We start from the raw sequence: 20,293 nt of genomic DNA, 5'->3' as shown, positions 1-20,293 counted from the left end.
TCAGGTTCCGTCGCTTATCAGGAAAATGGCGTACACGTTTTCGGTGTAGGTGATGGGGCCGGCTTCAATGGATTCGGGCTCAGCGGGCGCGGGCGCGGAGGCGGGCGCGTAGCTGCCGGTCACCGAGATCCTGTCGAGGTCCCCGCCGTCCTCGCCCTGCTGGGGCCATTGCCCGGCCCGGATGCCGTAGGCGAAGTCCGGCGCCACATCGGAGATGCTGTACAGACCACGCACTCTTGTTCCATAGGCCTTGGCCAGGCCCTGCGCGGACTCGCGGGTCTGGGCCGCTGCCTCGCCCTTGAGTTCGCGGCGCAGCGCCACTTCGCCCGAATAGGTCGGCGCCAGGCTGCTCACCTGTACGTTCTCGTTGGCCTTCAACGCCCCCAGAACATCCTGCATCGCCTTCACGCTGGCGAAGCTGGCACGCAGCTGGCGCGATACGCGGGTACCGATGAAGACCTGCCGGTTCTGCTCATAGCGCGTGGCCGGGCCGATCCGCAGGTTGTCCGCACGCACGCTGCCGTCCACCGCCTTGTGCTGCTTGAACAGTGCCAGCACGCGCGCCACGTTGTCCTGCACGCGGCGGCGCGCCGCGTCGGCATCCATGTCGGTCTCTTCGATGTTCAGCTGCAGGCCGAACCGATCGGGCATCACCGTGCGGGTACCCTGCCCCTTCACCAGCAGATGCGGCTGCGAGGGAATGGTATTGGCCTGCGCCCACGCAGACGGGGCCATCGTGGCCAGCAGCGACGACCACAGCAATGCGCTCAGCAGCTTCATGCGGTACTCCTTGTCTTGAATGGGAACAGCGGAAGGTGCCGCGGCGCAGGCCACGGCACGGGGAGGATCACAGGCCCTTGGCGGCCTGGGCGACGGCGCGGAACAGCGCGCGGCCCTTGTTCATCGTCTCATCCCATTCCTTGTCCGGGTCCGAGTCGTAGACGATGCCGGCGCCGGCCTGCACGTACAGGCGGCCGTCCTTGATCACCGCGGTGCGGATCGCGATCGCGGTATCGGCATCGCCGTGCCAGCCGATGTAGCCGATGCTGCCGGCGTAGACATTGCGCTTGATCGGTTCCAGCTCGCGGATCACTTCCAGCGCGCGGATCTTCGGCGCGCCGCTGACCGTGCCGGCCGGGAAGGTGGCACGCAGCACGTCGGCATAGCTCAGGCCCGGCTGCAGCTGCCCGGTCACTTCGCTGACGATGTGCATCACGTGGCTGTAGCGTTCGATCACGAACTGCTCGCCCACCTCCACGGTACCTGCCTTCGAGACGCGGCCGGCATCGTTGCGGCCCAGGTCAATCAGCATCAGATGCTCGGCGCGTTCCTTCGGATCGGCCAGCAGCTCGGCTTCCAGCGCCAGGTCCTGCTCGGGCGTGGCACCACGCGGGCGGGTGCCGGCGATCGGGCGCACGGTGACTTCGCCATCCTGAAGGCGCACCAGGATTTCCGGCGAGGAACCGACCACCTGCAGGTCGCCGACATCGAGGAAATACATGTACGGCGACGGATTCAGTGCACGCAGCGCGCGGTACACATCCACCGGGCGCGCCTTGAACGGCACGCTCAGGCGCTGGCTGAGCACCACCTGGAAGATGTCACCGGCGCGGATGTATTCCTTGCTGCGCTGGACCGCATCGACGAAGCCTTCGCGGGTGAAGCCGGAGACGAAGTCGGACTCGTCCAGCACGTCGCTGTTGAGCGGTGCGGGATAACCGGCGCCGGGCGCGCGCAGCTTGGCAGTCAGCGCATCCAGGCGTGCCTGGGCCTGCTCGAAGGCGCCCTCGACCCGTGGGTCGGCGTGCACGATCAGGTACAGCCGGCCCTTGAGATTGTCGAACACCGCCAGCTCGTTGGAATCCAGCAGCAGGATGTCCGGCGTGCCCAGCTCATCGCGGCCGGCCGGCGGGGCCAGGCGCGGCTCGATGTAGCCGATGCACTCGAAACCGAACCAGCCGACCAGGCCACCGGTGAAGCCCGGCAGGCCTTCCAGCTTCGGCACCGAGTGGGCGCTGCGCAGCGCCTCGACTTCGGCGAACGGGTCGGCCACTTCGCGGGTGTCCGCCACCTGGCCGTCTTCGCGCACAGTCAGCGTGTGGCCATGGAAGGCGTACACGCGACGCGCCGGCAGGCCGATGATCGAGTAACGACCAAAGCGCTCGCCGCCTTCGACGGATTCAAACAGGTAGGTATTGGGGCCGTCGGCGAGCTTCAGATAGACCGAAAGCGGCGTGTCCAGGTCGGACAGCACTTCACGGACGACGGGAATGTGGGTGTGGCCTTCAGCGGCCTGCTGCTGAAACTGAGCGTGCGAGTTCAAGACGACTTTCCTTCCGGGACACAGCGTTATGGGGGCGGACGACGGCAACGGGCCACCATCGCCACCAACGGCGTGCGGAAGAAAGGGTATGCGGGGTCGTCAGGCTGGACACCCCCTGACTGTATCGCAGCCGGGGCGGGAGGGGAACCCTGGGAAACTGAACCACGGGAAAGCACAGGGCTCATGGCGGGGACCGGTGGGGGACCGGCGCGGGAACCGGTGGAGTCGACTGTTAGTCGACTGCTCTTCGTCCCGACGGTAAAACCGGCGCTACACGCGTAAGTCGACTAACAGTCGACTCTACCCCGCCTACCCCGCCAGCAACGGGCAACCGACCGGCAGATGCATGCGCACCCTGCCCGGCACGCACGCGATGCGGAACTGGCGGGCCTGGACTGGTTCGCCGTCCAGGTTGAGGGTCAACGGGCGCTCGGACTCCACCTGCAGCCACGGCAGCCGCGCACGCGTGGCCAGCTGTTCCAGCGCCGCCTGGGTGCCCGACTTCAGCATCTGGCCGAGCGTGGCGGTGACCTCACCCTCCAGTTCCGGAAGCACGGTGACATCCAGCAGCCCATCGTCGATCACGGCCTGCGGGCACAACTGCTGGCCACCGCCGGCCTGCCGGCCATTGCCGATGCCCAGGGCGATGAAGTCGCCTTCCCACGCGAAATCCGGGCCGGACAGCCGCGCGGTGATCGGCTCGATGCGGCCCAGCTTGGCGATGCCGGTGATCACATAGGCCAGCCCGCCCAGCATCTTCTTCAGGCCGGCATCGGTCTCCACCGTCACCTGCGTGCCGAAGCCACCGCTGGCGAGATTGGCGCACCACCATTGCGTGCCATCGGCGTCCACGCGCAACAGGTCAATGGCGTGCGGCGTCGCCTGCCCGATCAAGGCGAAGGCCTCCTTCGGCTCAGTGGGAATGCCGGCAGCAGTCGCGAAATCGTTGGCGGTCCCCATCGGAATCAGCGCCAGCGAGGGCAGCGCATCTGCCGGCTCCTCACGATGTGCCAGTGTCTCGGCCACCGCACTGAGCGTGCCATCGCCACCGGCGGCCACGATCACGTCCACGCCATGATCGATCGCCTCGGCCACGTAGCGTTCGGCGTCACCGTCTTCCCAGGTCACCCGCACTTCCAGCTGCACGCCCTGTCCGCGCCAATGGCCGACGGCGTCGCGCAACTCATCGTTGCCGGCGGATTTGCCGTTGAGGATCAGGCGCCAGCGCGGGGTGGTCATGCAGAGCTTCCAGGGATGCGGTGGCACAGGCTAGCAATGCGCTGTTTGCCCGCGGTGAATGTCACGCAGATGTCATTCAGCTGCTGGAGAATGGAAGGCCATAGCAGGGACGACGGATGGAGGCAGGATCAGCCTCCCACGCATGCAGCGAGGCCACGCCAGTGATTGGCGTGGCCTTTTTTTTGCCGGCCGTAGATCCACGCCATGCGTGGATGCATTTCACGTCAACCGTTGGCGAAATCGTGCAGCGCCTGGCCCTGCAGCCGGTACACGGTCCACTCGTCCTGCGGCTTTGCGCCGGCGGCGGTGTAGAACTCGATGGCCGGGGTGTTCCAGTCCAGCACCGACCATTCGAAACGACCGCAGCCTTCGGCCACGGCCTGGCGGGCGATGTACTTCAGTAGTGCCTTGCCGGCGCCGCCGCCGCGCTTCTCCGGGCTGATGTAGAGGTCTTCCAGGTAGATGCCCTTGCGGCCCAGCCAGGTGGAGTAGTTGTAGAAATACACCGCATAGCCGATGGCCTCACCGTCGGCTTCGCAGATCAACGCGCGGGCAGTCGCATCGGCACCGAACAGGCTTTCGGCAATACCGATCTCATCGGTCTGCACCGAATGCTCGGCCTTCTCGTAGATGGCCAGTTCGCGGATGAAGCGCAGGATCAGGCCAGCGTCGGCCACGGTGGCCGGGCGGATGTTCAACACGGCCACCGTACCCATGGCTCAGCCCCTTGCCGCAGCAACGTTCGCGCGCATCTGCGCGATCACGTCCTGGTAGCTGGTCCTGGCGTTGAAGATGGCCGAACCGGCAACGAAGGTGTCAGCGCCGGCGGCGGCGATCTCACCGATGTTGTCGGCTTTCACGCCACCGTCGATCTCCAGGCGGATGTCCTTGCCGCTGGCATCGATCATCTTGCGCACCACCTTCAGCTTGTCCAGCGCCGAGGGGATGAAGGCCTGGCCGCCGAAGCCCGGGTTGACCGACATCAGCAGCACCAGGTCCAGGTCATCCAGCACCCAGTCGAGGATGTCCACCGGGGTGGCCGGATTGAGCACGATGCCCGGCTTGCAGCCCAGCGAGCGGATCAGTTGGATGGTGCGGTGCACGTGGCGGCTCGCCTCCGGATGGAAGCTGATGTAGGTGGCACCGGCCTCGGCGAAGTCCGGGATGATGCGGTCCACCGGCTCGACCATCAGGTGCACGTCGATCGGCGCGGTCACGCCGTGCTTGCGCAGCGCCTGGCAGACCATCGGGCCGATGGTCAGGTTCGGCACGTAGTGGTTGTCCATCACGTCGAAGTGGACCCAGTCCGCGCCGGCGGCGAGGACGTTGTCGACTTCCTCGCCGAGACGGGCGAAGTTGGCAGAGAGAATGGACGGGGCGATGAGGCAGTTGGACATGGCCGGGGCCTTCGGAACGGGGAAAGGATTCTCCCGCCCGCAGGCGGGACTGTCGGATCAGCGCTTGCGCAGGGTCTTGATGCGGTCGTAGGCGGCATTGATCCGCCGCGACTTCTGCTCGGCCTGCTGCTGCAGCTCGGGGGCGGCGCCGCCAAGCTTGTCGGGGTGGTACTGCGAGATCAGCTTTCGGTAGGCGCGCTCGATCTCGGCATCGGTGGCCTCGGAGGTCAGCCCCAGCTCCCGGTACGGGTTCTCCTTGTTCAGGCGGAACCAGTCCGAATCAAAGGCATGGCCGATCAACAGGCCGACTACCGCGCCGAACAGCGGATTGGGCCGGAACAGCAGGGCCCCGGCGATGAAACCGAGCAGTTTTCCGTACCAGCGCATGGCGCCCCAGGGTCGACCGGCGAAATGGATGCTCATTTTACGTCACAGCGGGCCCGGACCGCTTTACACTAGGCCGCCCGCTGGTCAGCGGGCCCGCCGGGTCCGCTGGGCAGCCGTATCGACAACGCCCCAGGAGTGCCCGTGCCAACCACGCTGTTGCAATCCGATCTCCCCGGCCTGCCCTTGCGCCATCGCGGCAAGGTGCGTGATGTGTTCGATATCCCGCGCGAGCGGCTGCCTGCAGGGACCCCGCCGGGCGACTACCTGCTGATGGTGGCCACCGATCGCCTGTCGGCGTTCGACGTGGTCCTGCCCGACCCGATCCCGGGCAAGGGCGAGATGCTCTGCCAGGTCTCCAACTTCTGGTTCGCCAAGACCGCGCACCTGATGCCCAACCACCTGACCGGCATCGACGTGGCCAGCGTGCTGCCCGAAGGCGTGGACCCGGCCCTGTATGCCAAGCGCGCGGTGGTCACCCGCAAGCTGAAGCCGGTGCCGGTGGAAGCGATCGCCCGCGGCTACCTGATCGGCAGCGGCTGGAAGGATTACCAGCGCACCGGCAAGGTCAGCGGCATCGATCTGCCCGACGGCCTGCGCCAGGCCGAGCAGCTGCCCGAGCCGATCTTCACCCCCTCGACCAAGGCCGCCGTCGGCGACCACGACGAGAACATCGATTTCGACGCGATGGTGAAGCAGGTCGGTGCGGACCTGGCCGAGCGCGTGCGCGACGCCACCCTGCGCATCTACAAGTTCGCCGCCGATTACGCCCGCGAACGCGGCATCCTCCTCGCCGATACCAAGTTCGAGTTCGGTACCGACGCCGATGGCCGCCTGTACATCATGGACGAGATGCTGACGCCGGATTCCTCGCGTTACTGGCCGGCCGACGAGTACGAAGTGGGTACCAGCCCGCCGAGCTACGACAAGCAGTTCGTGCGCGATTACCTGGAGACGCTGGACTGGGGCAAGACCGCCCCGGGCCCGACCATCCCGGCCGAGATCATCGAGCGCACCCGCGCCAAGTACGCCGAGGCGCTGCAGCGCCTGGCCGGGATCAGCGTCGACTGATCCGCCTGCGCCCCCGGCCGGACAGGCGGGGGCACTCTGAAGGGGTAGTGCCGGCCGCTGGCCGGCTACCTCGGCGAATCCGCAGCCAGGCATGGCCTGGCTCTGGTAGTGCCGGCCGCTGGCCGGCAACCTCATGAACTCGGCTATGCTCTGGAGTGCCGGCCAGCGGCCGGCACTACCGTTGTCCGAGGAAGCAACGCAGCATGCAGACATCCACCGAGCTTGCGCGGCCGATCGACCGCTATTTCGCCAGCTACTCCGACGACCATCGCAATGTGATCAACCAGCGCATCCACGTGGTGGCGGTTCCGGCGATCCTGTGGTCGGTGGTGGCCCTGCTGTGGTGCCTGCCGCCGCTGATCACCTGGTTCCAGTACGGCATCTGGTCGGCGTTCGCGATGTTCAGCGCCTGGTGCTTCTACAACAAGCTGTCGCGCCCGCTGGGCATCGGCATGCTCATCCAGTTCTTCGTGTTCGGCTGCCTGTGCCGCCTGCTGGAAGCCGAAATCGGCCTGCAGGCCCTGCGCTGGCTGGCGGTGGGCGTGTTCGTGGTGGCCTGGATCGCGCAGTTCATCGGCCACACGTTCGAGGGCCGCAAGCCCAGCTTCCTGACCGACCTGACCTACCTGCTGATCGGCCCGGCCTGGGTGATGGCCAAGTTCTACCGCAAGCTCGACTGGCGCTACTGACCTGCCCAGGGCCGACGGCGCACCTCGTTTCCTGAACGGGCAGATCCCGTCACCCGCACTCCACGACGGCCCTGCCAGCCTGCGCCGGTGATCCGCTCCCCACTTCCCGCCCGTCGACGGCAGCCCCTGTGCGACAGGGCCTGCGGTCTCCCTGCGTGGGCGTAGGGCGTCCCCCGAGGGCAAGCGAGGAGAACACGCAGGAACGCGATGTTGCGTCGCAGAAAATATGAATCAGCGGACGTTACATGCAATTGATCGCTGTTCGATGGGTTTCAGCGACATTTCGCAGCCTGTTATTCTCCCTGACCTGCTCGTGAATCATGGATTCCCTGCATGCTCCCCAGCCTGCCCCTGCTGCTGGCCCTGCCGTTCCTGATGGCAGCGGCTGTTGCGGCCTTCCCCCGTAGTTCGCGCTCGACTGCTGCCTGGCTGGCGGCGCTGGCGCCGTTGGGCGGGCTGGCCATCCTCGGCTGGCTGACCCCGGCGGTGCTCGATGGCCAGGTGGTTCGCACCCTGGTGCCCTGGCTTCCACAGATCGGGCTGGACTTCACCCTGCGCCTGGACGGGCTGGCGTGGATGTTCGCCGGGCTGGTACTGGGCATCGGCGCGCTGGTGGTGCTGTACGCGCGCTACTACCTGAGCCAGCAGGACAACGCGCACCGCTTCTACTGCTACCTGCTGCTGTTCATGGGCGCCATGCTGGGCATGGTGCTGTCGGGCAACCTGCTGTTGCTGATGATCTTCTGGGAAATGACCAGCATCAGTTCGTTCCTGCTGATCGGCTTCTGGTCGCACCGCCAGGACGCCCGCGAAGGCGCACGCATGGCGCTGGTGATCACCGGTGGCGGTGGCCTGGCCCTGCTCGGTGGCGTGCTGCTGATCGGCCGCATCGTCGGCAGCTTCGACCTGGACGTGGTGCTGGCCGCTGGCGAGCAGATCCGCGCCAGCGCGCTGTACCCCTACGCCCTGTTCCTGGTACTGGCCGGCATCTTCACCAAGAGCGCGCAGTTCCCGTTCCACTTCTGGCTGCCGCACGCGATGGCGGCGCCGACCCCGGTCTCGGCGTACCTGCACTCGGCCACCATGGTAAAGGCCGGCGTGTTCCTGCTGGCGCGGCTGCATCCGGCACTGGCCGGCAGCGACCTGTTCTTCTACACGGTCAGCGGCATCGGCGCACTGACCCTGCTGATCGGCGCCTGGAATGCGATCTTCCAGCATGACCTGAAGGGCCTGCTGGCGTACTCGACCATTTCCCACCTGGGCCTGATCACCCTGCTGTTCGGCCTGTCCACGCCGATGGCGGTGGTGGCCGGCGTGTTCCACATCCTCAACCACGCCACCTTCAAGGCCTCGCTGTTCATGGCCGCCGGCATCATCGACCATGAGACCGGCACCCGTGATATGCGCAAGCTCGGAGGCCTGCGTAAGCTGATGCCGTTCACCAGCGCGCTGGCGATCATCGCCTCGCTGGCAATGGCTGGCATCCCCCTGCTCAATGGCTTCCTGTCCAAGGAAATGCTGTTCGCCGAGGCGATCACGGCCGGCGGCCCGGGCATCATGCGCACGGCGGTGTCGATCGCCGCGTTGCTGGCTGGCGTATTCGGCGTGGCGTACAGCCTGCGCTTCGTGCACGACACCTTCTTCGGCCCCGGCCCGCAGGACCTGGACCGCGTGCCGCATGAACCGCCGCGCTGGATGAAGGTGCCGGTGGAACTGCTGGTGGTGATCTGCGTGGCAGTAGGCATCGCCCCGGCACTGACCGTGGCGCCGGTGCTGCATGCCGCTGCGGCGTCGATCCTCGGCAGTGCCATGCCCGAGTACAGCCTGGCGGTATGGCACGGCTTCAACCTGCCGCTGGCGATGAGCGCGATCGGCGTGATCGGCGGCGTGGCGCTGTACTTCGGCCTGCGCAAGCTGATCAACCTGCACGCCGTGACCAACGTCAGCACTGGCCGCAATGTGTTCCATGCGCAGCTGGACGCGATCTCCGCGCTGGCCATGCGCCTGACCAACGGCATCGCCAATGGCAGCCTGCAGCGCATGCTGCTGGGCCTGGTGCTGGTGGCCATCACCGTGGCCGCCGCGCCCTACATCGCCAACCCGGCCTCGCCGAACTGGACCGCGCCGCAGCCGGTTCCCTTGCTGGGCTGGGCGCTGTGGCTGGTGATGATGGCCTGCGCCGTTGCCACCCTGCGCATCTACAAGCAGCGCCTGCTGGCAGTGCTGCTGGTCGGCGGCGTCGGCCTGATGGTGGCGCTGACCTTCGTGTTCCTGTCCGCACCCGACCTGGCCCTGACCCAGCTGCTGGTGGAGATGGTCACCCTGGTGCTGATGCTGCTGGGCATGAACTACCTGCCGGCGCAGTCCGGGCCGGAACGTCCGCGCTGGCGCAAGCGCCGCGATGCGGTGATCGCGATCATCGCCGGCGCCGGCCTGGGTGCGCTGGCCTATTCGGCGATGACCCTGCCGCCGAACACCATGGCCGGCGAACTGCTCGCCCGTGCCCTGCCCGAGGCCTATGGCCAGAACGTGGTCAACGTGATCCTGGTCGACTTCCGCGGCTTCGATACCTTCGGCGAGATCACCGTGTTCGGCATCGCCGCGCTGGTGGTGCATGCCCTGCTGCGGCGCACGCGGATGGCACCGGAGCAGATCATGCCCGGCCCTCCGATCAAGCTGCCGGTTCCAGCCGACCTGGCCCAGATCATGTTCCCGCTGACCCTGACCGTATCGATCTTCCTGTTCCTGCGCGGCCACAACGCGCCAGGCGGTGGCTTCATCGCCGGCCTGGTGCTGGCGGTGCCGCTGCTGATTCAGTACGTGATCCAGGGCACCGCATCGGTGGAATCGCGCTTCGGCTTCGATTACATCCGCTGCATCGGCATGGGCCTGCTGATCGCCCTGCTCAGCGGCAGTGCCTCGATGCTGTTCGGCGTGCCGTTCCTCACCAGCGGCCACCTCGATCTGCACCTGCCGCTGATCGGCGACGTGCCGCTGGCCAGTGCGATCGGTTTCGACATCGGCGTCTACCTGGTGGTGTTCGGCGGCGCGATGCTGATGCTGTCGATGATGGGCACGATCAAGCCGTCGCGTACCCGCACCGCCCGCAAGGGCGAGATCGACCTGCAACGCCGTTCGGCCCGCACCGGGGAGATGCACTGATGGAACTGGCCCTGGCCACCGCGATCGGCGTGCTGACCGCCATCGGCATCTACCTGCTGCTGCGTGCGCGCAGCTTCGATGTGATCCTCGGCATGACCTTCCTGTCCTACGCCACCAACCTGCTGATCTTCGCCGGTGGCCGCGTGGTGCTGGGCAAGGCGCCGGTGCTGCAGGAGGGCGTGGACAGCCACCTCGGCAACTACACCGATCCGCTGCCACAGGCGCTGGTGCTGACCGCGATCGTGATCGCCTTCGCGATGACCGCAGTGAGCATCGTGCTGGCCATGCGCAGCCGCAGCGACAACCACAGCGACCATGTGGACGCCCACGAGCCCGACGATGACCTGCAGGATGAGCGCGTGCCGCCGCGCCAGGGCGAGGACCGCGCATGAACCACCTGGTGATCCTGCCGATCCTGATTCCCCTGCTGGGCGCTGCGCTGTCGCTGTTCGTCGAACATCGCCGCTACGGCCCCAGGGTGCAGCGCGCCGTCGCGTGGACCGCGCTGTCGGCGCTGGCGCTGGCGGTGGGCCTGCTGTTCGCGTCGACCGCGGGCGGTGACATCAATGTCTACCTGCTGGGCGACTGGCCGTCGCGGCTGGGCATCGCGCTGGTGGCCGACCGGCTGTCGGCGTGGATGCTGCTGACCACCCTGCTGCTGGCCATTCCCTGCCTGCTGCACGCCTGCTCGGGTTGGGACCGCCGCGCACCACACTTCCATGCGCTGTTCCAGTTCCAGCTGGTCGGCCTCAACGGTGCATTCCTGACCGGCGACATCTTCAACCTGTTCGTGTTCTTCGAGGTGATGCTGATCGCCTCCTACGGCCTGCTGCTCAGTGGTGGCCGCGGCCTGCGCATGCGCATCGGCCTGCACTACGTGGTGTTCAACGTCACCGCCTCGACCCTGTTCCTGATCGCGCTGGGCCTGCTGTACGCCACGCTGGGTTCGCTGAACATGGCCGAGCTGTCGCAGCGCATCGCGCAGGTGCCGCCGGCACAGCTGACCCTGGTGAAGGCGACGATGGGCCTGTTGCTGCTGGTGTTCTGCGCCAAGGCCGCGCTGATGCCGCTGTACCTGTGGCTGCCGGAAGCCTATTCGCGTGCGCCAGCAGCGGTGGCTGCGCTGTTCGCGATCATGACCAAGGTCGGCCTGTACTCGGTGCTGCGCATCCAGATGCTGTGGTTCGGCGATGACGCAGGCGCGATGGCCGGCTATGGCCGCGACTGGCTGCTGTGGGCCGGCGTGGCGACGCTGGTGCTCGGTGGCCTGGGTGCACTGGCCGCGACCCGCCTGCGCGTCCTGATCTCGTACCTGGTGATCGTGTCGGCGGCCACGCTGTTCATCGCCTTCTCGGTGGGCACGCCGCAGGTACTCTCAGCGGGCCTGTACTACCTGCCGCACAGCAGCTTCGTCGCCGCCGCGCTGTTCCTGATCGCCGACCTGATCCGCCGTCGTCGCGGCGGTGCCAGCGACCGAAAGGAAGTGGTGGCACCGATGCCGGGCAAGGAAACCCCAGCGGTGCTGTTCCTGATCGGGGCAGTGTCGGTGGCCGGCCTGCCGCCACTGTCCGGCTTCCTGGCCAAGGCCGCGCTGCTGGCCGGCATGCCGGCGCAGTACACCGGGCCGGTCTGGACCGCCGTGCTGGTCAGCAGCCTGCTGGTGATCATGGGCCTGACCCGCGGCGGCATCCGCCTGTTCTGGCGCGTGCCGCCGGTCGATCCAGAAGCACCGAAGCCGCGCAAGGCTCCCCTGCGCCGGGTAGAGCTCTACGCCGCCTGCCTGCTGCTGGCCTACGGCATCGGCATGACCTTGGCCGCTGCACCGTTGATGCGCTACACCGACGCCACCGCCGCACAGCTGCTGCACCCCAGCGAGTACGTGCAGCAGCTGCGCGCGACCACGCCGGAGATCCGCCAGCCATGACTGCCCAGCGCTCCCTGTTCCGTCGCCTGATCCCCTCGCCGATGCTCAGCATCATGGTGGTGGCGTTCTGGCTGCTGATGTCCGACAGCTTCACCCTCGGCCAGATCGTGCTGGGGCTGGTGCTGGGCGTGGTGGTGCCGCTGTTCGCCGCGCGCCTGGACCGCGAGTTCGCGCGCATCGGCACCCTGCGGCCGCTGCCCAGACTGGTGTGCGTGACCCTGTGGGACATCCTGATGTCCAACATCCGCGTCGCCCTGCAGGTGCTGGGCCCGGAAAAGAACATCCACCCGGGCTTCATCTGGCTGCCGCTGGACATCGCCAACATCCACGGCATCGCCGCGCTGACCAGCATGATCACCCTGACCCCGGGCACGGTCTCGGCCGCGCTCAGCGACGACCGCAAGTTCCTGCTGGTGCATGTGCTGCACCTGGAGGATCCACAGGACCTGATCGATACGATCAAGCGCCGTTACGAGGCGCCGTTGATGGAGATCTTCCCATGACCGGTTTTGAAGTCATCCAGACCACCCTGGTGGTGTGCATGCACGTGGTCGGCCTGGCCATGCTGCTGGCCACCTGGCGCCTGCTGCGCGGGCCGACCGTGCCCGACCGCATCCTCGCACTGGACACCCTGTCGGTGACCGCGATCGCCGAGCTGATGCTGTTCGGCATGTACCTCAATTCACCGATCTACTTCGAGGCGGCGTTGATCATCGCCATGCTCGGCTTCGGCAGCACCGTGGTGCTGAGCAAGTTCGTGCTGCGCCGGGACATCGTCGAATGATCACTGCCATCCAGATCGGCCTGTCGATCCTGCTGCTGTTCGGCTGCTTCTTCATCCTGGTGGGCGCACTGGGCCTGGTGAAGCTGTCGACCTTCTTCAAGCGCCTGCACGCGCCGACCAAGGCCAGCACGCTGGGCGTGGGCTGCGTGCTGGTGTGCTCGGTCTGCTACCACATCTTCCTCGGCCAGGACCCGCAGCCGCGCGAGCTGCTGATCACCGTGTTCCTGTTCATCACCGCACCGATCAGCGCGCACATGATGGCCAAGGCCGCGCTGTCGCTGCTGATGGAGACCCGCCCCACCCTGCCGGGCAACGAACGTGCCGCCGAGGAGCAGCTGCCACCGCCGGAACCGGTGCGGGAAGAAGAAACCACGCAGAACCGGTAGAACCGGCCGCTGGCCGGCAATGTGACGCCCGGTAGGTGCCGACCGCTGGTCGGCACGAACAGCAGCCGAGCATGGGCTCGGCTCTACAGCGCCGGTGCGCCGACCAGCAGCAGTTCCAGCACGAACCAGCCGACAAACGCGACCAGCAGGATCACACCTTCGCCGCGGCTGATCTTCAGGTCGCCACGCAGCATCGGGTACAGCACCAGCGCGAACGCCAGCAGCGCCGGCAGTTCCAGGCGCACGAACGAGGCCGGCAGCGCCAGCGGCTGCAGCACGGCCATCGCACCGATCACCAGGAGCAGGTTAACCACGCTGGAACCCAGCACGTGGCCCAGCACCATGTCGCCATGCCCGCGACGCGCGGCGGCGATGGCGGTGGCCACCTCCGGCAGTGCGGTACCGATCGCCACCGGCAGCAGGCCGACCAGCAGCGGCGTCCAGCCCAGGGCGACGCCAAAGTCGGCGGCGGCGCCCACCACCAGGCGCGCGCCCCAGTACAGCGCCAACGCGGCAATCAGCACGCGCAGCACGTTCAACGGCAGGCTGGTGCGGCTCAGTGCGGACTCGGCGATGGCCACCTGCACCTCCGCGCTCTCGCTGCGACCACGGCGCAGCAGCAGCACCTGCACCACGATGAAGCCGGCCAGCAGTATGCCGCCCTCCCAACGTGCCAGGCCGCCATCAAGCCCGAACAGGATCAGCAGCACACCTGCCGCCAGCAGCGACCACCACAGCACCGTCTGCAGGCGCGCGCGCAGCAGCAGGGGCGCAGCCATGGCCGCCACGGCCAGGGTCAAGCCCAGGTTGACGATGCTGCTGCCCACCGCGTTGCCCAGTGCCAGCTCCGGTTGGCCCATCGCCAGCGCGCGCGCGTTGACTGCCAGTTCCGGCAAGGAGGTGGTCACCCCGAGCAGCAACAGCCCGGCAGTGAATGGGCTGGCCCCGAAACGCTGGGCCAGGCCGGACACGGCCTTGACGATGGAGTCCCCGCCCAGCGCCAGCAGCAGCAGGCCGAGCAGGAACCACGCAATGGCAATGGCGATCATCGAGCACTCCCCCAGCAATGGTGGCGCGATTCTACGCGTGGCCCGAGCGCATGGCTGGGCGGTGGATCAAGGATCAGCCACAGCCTTCGGCGTAATCGACCTGTGGGGTCTTGCCGACGCGCCAGGCACTGACCCGACCATCACCGCCGAGCGCGAAGTCGATGACCGCACCACCCTCCTGCGCCGGGCGCACGCGCAGGTGCTGGGCCTTCTCGTCGTACTTGTCAGGGCCGACATCGGCCCGCTCCGGGTACAGCACCTGCAGCTCACCCAGGGTCATGCCGACCTTGCCGCCGCCTGGTGCGGTGATGGCGGCGCTGCGCACGTCGTAGCGCACCAGCTTGCGGCCTTCGATCATCAGGCGCGGCTCTTCGGCATCCTGCGGGCGCAGGAAGTAGCAGCCGTCGTTGCTGTCGTCAGCCGGCAGCGGCTTGCCGGCCGCATCGGTGCCCAGACCCTGCAGCGGCGTGCCGAAGCCGGCACGGACCTCGGCGATGCCGGCACCCAGCTTCGCCCCAGCGAAGCCATCCAGGCGCGCGGGACTGTCCTCGCGACGGTCGTTGGCGGGGCGGGTTGCCAGATCAGGATCGGCCGACTGCGCTGGCCCGGTCGCCGAGGCGGTTTCGGCCGGGGTGTCGCTGCCGCTACCGGCCGCCCCCTGCTTGTCGGGGCCCGCACCGCAGGCGGCGAGCGAAAGGAGCAACAGACCAGCAATCGGGAGGTGCTTCATCGGTGCGGTTCCCTGGCACGAAGATGGCTGCACGCTAACCCATCCGGTGTGCAGGCGCTGCATTGTCATCGCGGTTTCATCGCCCTCGTTCAGGCTCGGCGAGCACCGATCTGGCCGTCCCTTCCATGCAACCGCGCAAGACCGATCTCGCCCGAACCGCGCTGCAGGCCCACCGCGCGCCGCTGGACATGCGCCAGCGCCGGCTGCTGATCCTGTGCGACGGCCAGCGCACCGTTGCCGACCTGACCGGTCTGCTCGGCCAGGAAGCACCGGCGATGGTGATCCAGCTGGTGCAGGCGGGCTATCTGGCGACCGGCACGGCAACGGCGGCGGCACTCCCTCACGCCGCTGCCGAACCGGCCAATGCGGCGCTGGTGAAGGTGCCAACGAACGCCAGCGCCACGCCGGTCGAACGTCGCCGTTCGCTGGTGGCAGCGCGCATCTACCTGCTGGGTATCCTGGAAATGCAGCGGCATCCGCAGGCAGCGGCGCTGTTCCGCGATCTGCAGCAGGCGCGTGCGGAGGATGAGGTGCTGCAGCGGCTGCAGTCGGCGATGCAGCTGCTGCCCGCGCTGACTTCGGATGGCTATTGCCAGCGCGTGCGCCAGCGCCTGCTGGAGGCGTTGCCGCTGGAGCATTGCGACGCCTTCGCCGAGGTGGCGTAAGCGCAGGTTCCGGCGCATCGTGCCGACCAACGGTCGGCACCCACCACGCTAGCGGGACGACCGGAAATTGTTGCGCAGGCCGTTCCAGCACTGCTGGTAGTCGCCCTGGCGGTGGCCGGCGGCCAGTGCCTGTGCGGTCGGGCGGATCACCGCGCGGGTCTCGAACATGAAGGCCATCGTGTCCTTGATGACATCGGCCTTGGAAAGGTCGGCATTGGACGCCTTGTCGAAGGTCGGTGCATCCGGGCCGTGGCCGCTCATGCAGTTGTGCAGCGATGCGCCACCCGGCACGAAGCCTTCGGCCTTGGCGTCGTAGGCGCCATGCACCAGGCCCATGAACTCGCTGGCGATGTTGCGGTGGAACCACGGCGGGCGGAACGTGTTCTGCGCCACCAGCCAGCGCGGCGGGAAGATCGCGAAGTCCATGTTGCTGGTCCCCGGCGTGTCGCTGGGCGAATGCAGCACCAGGAAGATCGACGGGTCCGGGTGGTCGTAGCTGATCGAACCGATGGTGTTGAAGCGGCGCAGGTCGTAGCGGTACGGCGCGTAATTGCCATGCCAGGCCACCACGTCCAGCGGCGAATGGTCGATCGGTGCACGCCACAGGCGGCCTTCGAACTTGGCGATCAGTTCGAAGTCGCCATCCACATCCTCGAACGCCGCATGCGGGGTTTCGAAGTCGCGCGGATTGGCCAGGCCGTTGGATCCGATCGGGCCGAGGTCGGGCAGCTTCAGCAGCGCACCGTAGTTCTCGCAGATGTAGCCACGGCTCGGGCCATCGGGCAGTTCAACGCGGAAGCGCACGCCGCGCGGGATCACCGCGATCTGCTGCGGCTCGATCTCGATCACGCCCAGCTCGGTCAGCAGGCGCAGCGCGCCCAGCTGCGGCACGATCAGCAGCTCGCCGTCGGCGTCGTAGAAGTAGCGGCCGACCATGTCGCGGTTGGCAGCGTACAGGTGGATGCCCACGCCGGCATGCGCATCGGGCGAGCCATTGCCACCCATCGTGTACAGGCCTTCGACAAAATCTGTCGGCAGCTCCGGCAGCGGCAGCGGGCTCCAGCGCAGCTGGTTTGGCGAGGCCGGCTGAGCGCCGAAATCACACTGCAGCTGCGACTGCGCGAAGGGGGTGAACTCGCCATGGGCCACTGCCGGGCGGATCCGGTACAGCCAGCTACGGCGGTTGCTGCCGCGCGGCGCAGTGAAGGCGGTGCCGGTCAACTGTTCGGCGTACAGGCCGTGGGCCACCTTCTGCGGTGAGTTCTGTCCGACCGGCAGCGCGCCGGCGACTGCCTCGGTGGCGAATTCGTTGCCGAAGCCGGACTGGTAGCCGCGGGCGGTGATGGCGGGGGACATGGGAACTCCAGAGATTGCCGGCCAGCGGCCGGCACTACCATTCGGACAGGCAATGTCGACCGGAAGCCGACATTGCCTGCAGACCTTACAGCACGCCGCGGCGGATCTGGTCGCGCTCGATGCTCTCGAACAGCGCGGTGAAGTTGCCTTCGCCGAAGCCTTCGTTGCCCTTGCGCTGGATGATCTCGAAGAAGATCGGGCCGATGCAGTTCTGGGTGAAGATCTGCAGCAGCTTGCGCTGGTGGGTTTCCGGATCGGCATCGATCAGGATCTTGTTCTTGGCCAGGCGCGGCACGTCTTCACCGTGGTTCGGCACGCGCTGGTCGATCACCTCGAAGTAGGTCTCCGGCGTATCCAGGAAGTCCACGCCCTGCGCGCGCATTGCTTCGACGGTCTCGTAGATGTTCTCGGTGAAGCAGGCGATGTGCTGGATGCCCTCGCCCTTGTACGCGTCCAGGTACTCGTTGATCTGGCTCTTCGGGTCCGAAGATTCGTTCAGCGGAATGCGCACGATGCCATCGGGCGCGGTCATCGCCTTGGACACCAGGCCGGTCTTCAGGCCCTTGATGTCGAAGTAGCGGATCTCGCGGAAGTTGAACAGGCGCTCGTAGTAGTCCGACCACTGCTGCATGTTGCCGAAGTACAGGTTGTGGGTCAGGTGGTCGATGAAGGTCAGGCCGAAGCCGACCGGGTGCAGGTCGGCCCCTGCGATCGGCTCGTAGTCGCCGTCGTAGATGCTGCCGGCCGCGCCGTAGCGGTCGACCAGGTACAGCATGCAATCGCCGATGCCCTTGATGACCGGGGCGCTGACCGCCTTGCTGTCCGCCTTGAAGGCGATGGCTTCGGCACCGTTGCCCAGCGCGGTCTGGTAGACCTCCTGGCCCGGCTTCTTGAAGCGGATGGCGAAGCCGCAGGCGCACGGACCGTGCTTCTCGGCGAAGTCGGCGGCGAACGAATCGGGGTCTTCATTGACCAGGAAGTTGACGTCGCCCTGGCGATAGACGGTAATCGGACGCTGCTTGTGCTTGAGCACCGCGCTGAAGCCCATCTTCCGGAAGTACTCGTGCAGCTCCTGGCCACGGCCGGCAGGGGCGGCGAATTCGACGAACTCGAAGCCGTCGATGCCCATCGGGTTCTCGAAGGTGGTGACCTGCATGCCGGGGTTGGGGTGCGAGGCGGTCGGGACTGCGGTATTCATGGCGTGGCTCCGAATCGGTACCGCATCGGTACAAACCAGGTGCGGGCAGGTAGGGACCCGGCGAGAATGCAGGGTCTGGACCCACCCCTTATAGTTACACTTGAAACCACCAGCAAGGTGCACCGCAACATGAGCCCCGATCCCGCCTCGACCCGCCTGCGTGCCTCGCACGTCCTGCTCGACCTGGAACAGTTCCTGCCGTACCGGCTGAGCGTGCTGTCCAACCGGGTCAGCGGCAACATCGCCAAGCTGTACGGTGATCGTTACGGTCTGGCGATTCCCGAGTGGCGGGTCATCACCATCCTGGCGCTGTACCCGGGCTCCTCGGCCAGCGAGGTCTCCGACCGCACGGCGATGGACAAGGTGGCGGTCAGCCGCGCCGTGGCCCGCCTGCTGGAGCGCGGCTTCATCAAGCGCGAGACCCACGGCGATGACCGCCGCCGCTCGGTGCTGGCGCTGTCCGCGGCCGGTTTCGAGGTGTACGAGACCATCGCGCCGATGGTGATCGAGATCACCCGCAAGCTGATGTCGGTGCTGAGCGAGGAGGAGGAACAGCTGCTGGAAAAGCTGATCCTGCGCCTGGCCGGTGACGGCCTGGAGCGGATGGGCGAAGGCGTCTGAAAGAAAAAGGGGACGGAGGGGATTAAGTCGTAATGAGTACAGGTGTGCCTGAAACGACTTAATCCCCTCCGTCCCCTTTTTTCAGCTCAGGTGCTTGCGCCGCGCGTGGATCCACGGCACCGCCAGCGCCGCGATGGCACCACCGGCGAAGCCAAGTGATGCAGCAACCGTGGCCGCCTCGACCGCACCGGGCAGCGCCAGCGCCGCCGCCACCAGCAGCAGCGACGGCAGGCCGACGAAGGTGCCCAGGAAGAAATGCCAACGCGGTGACCAGGTGTTGAGCTGCAGCAGGCTGACCGGTTGCCAGGCTTCGGATGCGGCCTCTTCGGCGATCTTCGCCACGGCCTTGCCCAGATCCACTTCCGGCAGCGCGCGCCCCTGCCGTGCGGTTGCCAACAGCTCGGCCACGGCCTCCACAGGCGGGAAACTGGACGGCCACGCGACCGGCGCCGGCACGCCATACGCGGTCAGCAGCGGCACGCTCAGCCACGGCGCCACCAGCGGGCGCATGCGACGGCGACCATGCACGCACCAGATCTGCGACTGGCCGTGCGCGGTGACGCTGTACAGCGCCAGTTCGTTGGCCGGCGGGTAGCCGAGCATGGTCACCCGTGCCGCCAGGCTGTCCTGGCCCATCGCGCGCAGGAAACCGGGGCGGCTACGCCCCTCCTGCATCCACGCCAGGCCGAGTGCACCCACCAGATAGGCCTCGGCCACGTCCTTGCTGCCGGCGGTGGCGCGTTCGTCGCTAGCCAGGTACCAGGCCAGCGATTTCGGTTCGGCGACATCGTCCAGGCCCCAGCGGCTGTCGTCACCCAGCACATGGCGCACCGGCAGGCGCGCCGGCGCGGTTTCGCCACGTTCGCCGGGTTGCAGGAACGGCAGCACGCCCTGGATGAAGGTGGACAGTTCAATCGCGCGCACGCCATGGCCCTGCCACTCCGGTGGCAGCAGCCCGGCCAGCTGGCCATCGGTGGCCAGTGCATCGAGCCGCGATTTCTGCTCGACCAGTTTCTGCACCGCACCCTTCAGCACCACGTTGTCGGGCAGCGCGATCTGCGGTAGGCGATGGCGCGGCGGTGCCAGGTCGACGGTGGCCTCGCCGGTACCGGCGTCATCCAGCAGCGCCTCCTGCGGCGGCAGGGTCACGCCCTCGCCTGCTCCACCCTCGGCCAGCTCACTGGCGGGTCCGGGCAATCGTTCGGCGTGGTCGCTGTGCATGGGCGTTCCGGAAGGTTGCATCGACGGGATGTCGACTGAGGTCCTTGCCGGTAACGGCGAGCGCGTTGCGATATTGAGATGCCGATTCCGGGAA

Annotated in this window: 21 protein-coding genes; 10 read left to right on the top strand and 11 right to left on the bottom strand. The window is 67.2% G+C overall.

The features are described from left to right. The 6 genes from VG543_RS07660 to VG543_RS07635 all read right to left on the bottom strand — a co-directional run bounded on the left by VG543_RS07660 (position 1) and on the right by VG543_RS07635 (position 5,346). Complete coding sequence (locus tag VG543_RS07660) at positions 1 to 780, bottom strand: SIMPL domain-containing protein (RefSeq protein ID WP_423178217.1); 780 nt, start codon at positions 778 to 780, stop codon at positions 1 to 3. Positions 781 to 847: 67 nt separating this feature from the next. Then, on the bottom strand, positions 848 to 2,323 hold the full coding sequence (gene trpE, locus VG543_RS07655; RefSeq protein WP_423178219.1) for an anthranilate synthase component I: 1,476 nt from the start codon (positions 2,321 to 2,323) through the stop codon (positions 848 to 850). 309 nt (positions 2,324 to 2,632) lie between these two features. After that, on the bottom strand, positions 2,633 to 3,562 hold the full coding sequence (gene yegS, locus VG543_RS07650) for a lipid kinase YegS (protein ID WP_019661512.1): 930 nt from the start codon (positions 3,560 to 3,562) through the stop codon (positions 2,633 to 2,635). A 224-nt stretch (positions 3,563 to 3,786) separates the two neighbouring features. Further along, positions 3,787 to 4,269 carry a GNAT family N-acetyltransferase gene (locus tag VG543_RS07645; RefSeq protein ID WP_026347198.1) on the bottom strand — a complete coding sequence of 161 codons (483 nt, stop codon included), beginning with the start codon at positions 4,267 to 4,269 and terminating at the stop codon, positions 3,787 to 3,789. 12 nt (positions 4,270 to 4,281) lie between these two features. Further along, positions 4,282 to 4,959: a ribulose-phosphate 3-epimerase gene (gene rpe, locus VG543_RS07640; RefSeq protein WP_019661514.1), complete on the bottom strand. Its 678-nt coding sequence runs from the start codon at positions 4,957 to 4,959 to the stop codon at positions 4,282 to 4,284. 57 nt (positions 4,960 to 5,016) lie between these two features. Next, complete coding sequence (locus tag VG543_RS07635) at positions 5,017 to 5,346, bottom strand: J domain-containing protein (protein ID WP_008265098.1); 330 nt, start codon at positions 5,344 to 5,346, stop codon at positions 5,017 to 5,019. 141 nt (positions 5,347 to 5,487) lie between these two features. On the opposite strand from VG543_RS07635, the gene VG543_RS07630 reads away from it, so the two are divergent. The 8 genes from VG543_RS07630 to VG543_RS07595 all read left to right on the top strand — a co-directional run bounded on the left by VG543_RS07630 (position 5,488) and on the right by VG543_RS07595 (position 13,359). Then, a complete protein-coding gene (locus VG543_RS07630; protein WP_021202666.1) occupies positions 5,488 to 6,414 on the top strand; it encodes a phosphoribosylaminoimidazolesuccinocarboxamide synthase in 927 nt (308 codons plus the stop codon). A gap of 203 nt (positions 6,415 to 6,617) precedes the next feature. Beyond that, the gene (locus VG543_RS07625; RefSeq protein WP_010482667.1) at positions 6,618 to 7,103 is read left to right on the top strand and encodes a DUF962 domain-containing protein; all 486 of its coding nucleotides are present in this window, start codon (positions 6,618 to 6,620) and stop codon (positions 7,101 to 7,103) included. A gap of 333 nt (positions 7,104 to 7,436) precedes the next feature. Then, on the top strand, positions 7,437 to 10,265 hold the full coding sequence (locus tag VG543_RS07620; RefSeq protein ID WP_423178221.1) for a monovalent cation/H+ antiporter subunit A: 2,829 nt from the start codon (positions 7,437 to 7,439) through the stop codon (positions 10,263 to 10,265). After that, on the top strand, positions 10,265 to 10,657 hold the full coding sequence (locus tag VG543_RS07615; protein WP_005419863.1) for a Na+/H+ antiporter subunit C: 393 nt from the start codon (positions 10,265 to 10,267) through the stop codon (positions 10,655 to 10,657). The genes VG543_RS07620 and VG543_RS07615 overlap by 1 nt, the downstream gene beginning before the upstream one ends. After that, the gene (locus VG543_RS07610) at positions 10,654 to 12,189 is read left to right on the top strand and encodes a monovalent cation/H+ antiporter subunit D (protein WP_021202663.1); all 1,536 of its coding nucleotides are present in this window, start codon (positions 10,654 to 10,656) and stop codon (positions 12,187 to 12,189) included. Before VG543_RS07615 ends, VG543_RS07610 begins: the two co-directional genes overlap by 4 nt. Beyond that, complete coding sequence (locus VG543_RS07605) at positions 12,186 to 12,692, top strand: Na+/H+ antiporter subunit E (RefSeq protein WP_164144962.1); 507 nt, start codon at positions 12,186 to 12,188, stop codon at positions 12,690 to 12,692. Before VG543_RS07610 ends, VG543_RS07605 begins: the two co-directional genes overlap by 4 nt. Continuing rightward, on the top strand, positions 12,689 to 12,973 hold the full coding sequence (locus VG543_RS07600; RefSeq protein ID WP_005411334.1) for a K+/H+ antiporter subunit F: 285 nt from the start codon (positions 12,689 to 12,691) through the stop codon (positions 12,971 to 12,973). Before VG543_RS07605 ends, VG543_RS07600 begins: the two co-directional genes overlap by 4 nt. After that, positions 12,970 to 13,359, top strand: a complete 390-nt coding sequence (locus tag VG543_RS07595; protein WP_012481450.1) for a Na+/H+ antiporter subunit G — start codon at positions 12,970 to 12,972, stop codon at positions 13,357 to 13,359. Before VG543_RS07600 ends, VG543_RS07595 begins: the two co-directional genes overlap by 4 nt. An 83-nt stretch (positions 13,360 to 13,442) precedes the next feature. Here VG543_RS07595 and VG543_RS07590 read toward each other — a convergent pair whose 3' ends face one another. Together VG543_RS07590 and VG543_RS07585 are read right to left on the bottom strand one after the other, a co-directional pair. Beyond that, positions 13,443 to 14,408 (bottom strand): sodium:calcium antiporter, encoded by a 966-nt coding sequence (locus VG543_RS07590; protein ID WP_058978894.1) that lies wholly within the window; start codon positions 14,406 to 14,408, stop codon positions 13,443 to 13,445. Positions 14,409 to 14,481: 73 nt separating this feature from the next. Then, positions 14,482 to 15,138: a hypothetical protein gene (locus tag VG543_RS07585; RefSeq protein ID WP_423178223.1), complete on the bottom strand. Its 657-nt coding sequence runs from the start codon at positions 15,136 to 15,138 to the stop codon at positions 14,482 to 14,484. 125 nt (positions 15,139 to 15,263) lie between these two features. On the opposite strand from VG543_RS07585, the gene VG543_RS07580 reads away from it, so the two are divergent. Then, complete coding sequence (locus VG543_RS07580; protein WP_312542447.1) at positions 15,264 to 15,803, top strand: hypothetical protein; 540 nt, start codon at positions 15,264 to 15,266, stop codon at positions 15,801 to 15,803. Positions 15,804 to 15,851: 48 nt separating this feature from the next. Here the strand turns inward: VG543_RS07580 and hmgA are convergent, their stop codons facing one another. Next, the gene (hmgA, locus tag VG543_RS07575; RefSeq protein ID WP_111099322.1) at positions 15,852 to 17,159 is read right to left on the bottom strand and encodes a homogentisate 1,2-dioxygenase; all 1,308 of its coding nucleotides are present in this window, start codon (positions 17,157 to 17,159) and stop codon (positions 15,852 to 15,854) included. Between the two features lie 85 nt (positions 17,160 to 17,244). Next, complete coding sequence (gene hppD / locus VG543_RS07570; protein WP_021202657.1) at positions 17,245 to 18,357, bottom strand: 4-hydroxyphenylpyruvate dioxygenase; 1,113 nt, start codon at positions 18,355 to 18,357, stop codon at positions 17,245 to 17,247. A gap of 129 nt (positions 18,358 to 18,486) precedes the next feature. On the opposite strand from hppD, the gene VG543_RS07565 reads away from it, so the two are divergent. Next, a complete protein-coding gene (locus VG543_RS07565; RefSeq protein ID WP_026347199.1) occupies positions 18,487 to 18,978 on the top strand; it encodes a MarR family winged helix-turn-helix transcriptional regulator in 492 nt (163 codons plus the stop codon). 81 nt (positions 18,979 to 19,059) lie between these two features. Here VG543_RS07565 and VG543_RS07560 read toward each other — a convergent pair whose 3' ends face one another. Then, on the bottom strand, positions 19,060 to 20,199 hold the full coding sequence (locus VG543_RS07560; RefSeq protein ID WP_423178226.1) for a hypothetical protein: 1,140 nt from the start codon (positions 20,197 to 20,199) through the stop codon (positions 19,060 to 19,062). Positions 20,200 to 20,293 lie beyond the last annotated feature (94 nt).

The organism is Stenotrophomonas sp. CASM101 (genome assembly GCF_049384845.1).
In the GTDB taxonomy this organism is placed as follows: Bacteria; Pseudomonadota; Gammaproteobacteria; order Xanthomonadales; family Xanthomonadaceae; genus Stenotrophomonas; species Stenotrophomonas hibiscicola.
The sequence above is the reverse complement of the archived record's forward strand: the minus strand, read 5'-3'. Positions and strand labels throughout refer to the sequence as shown.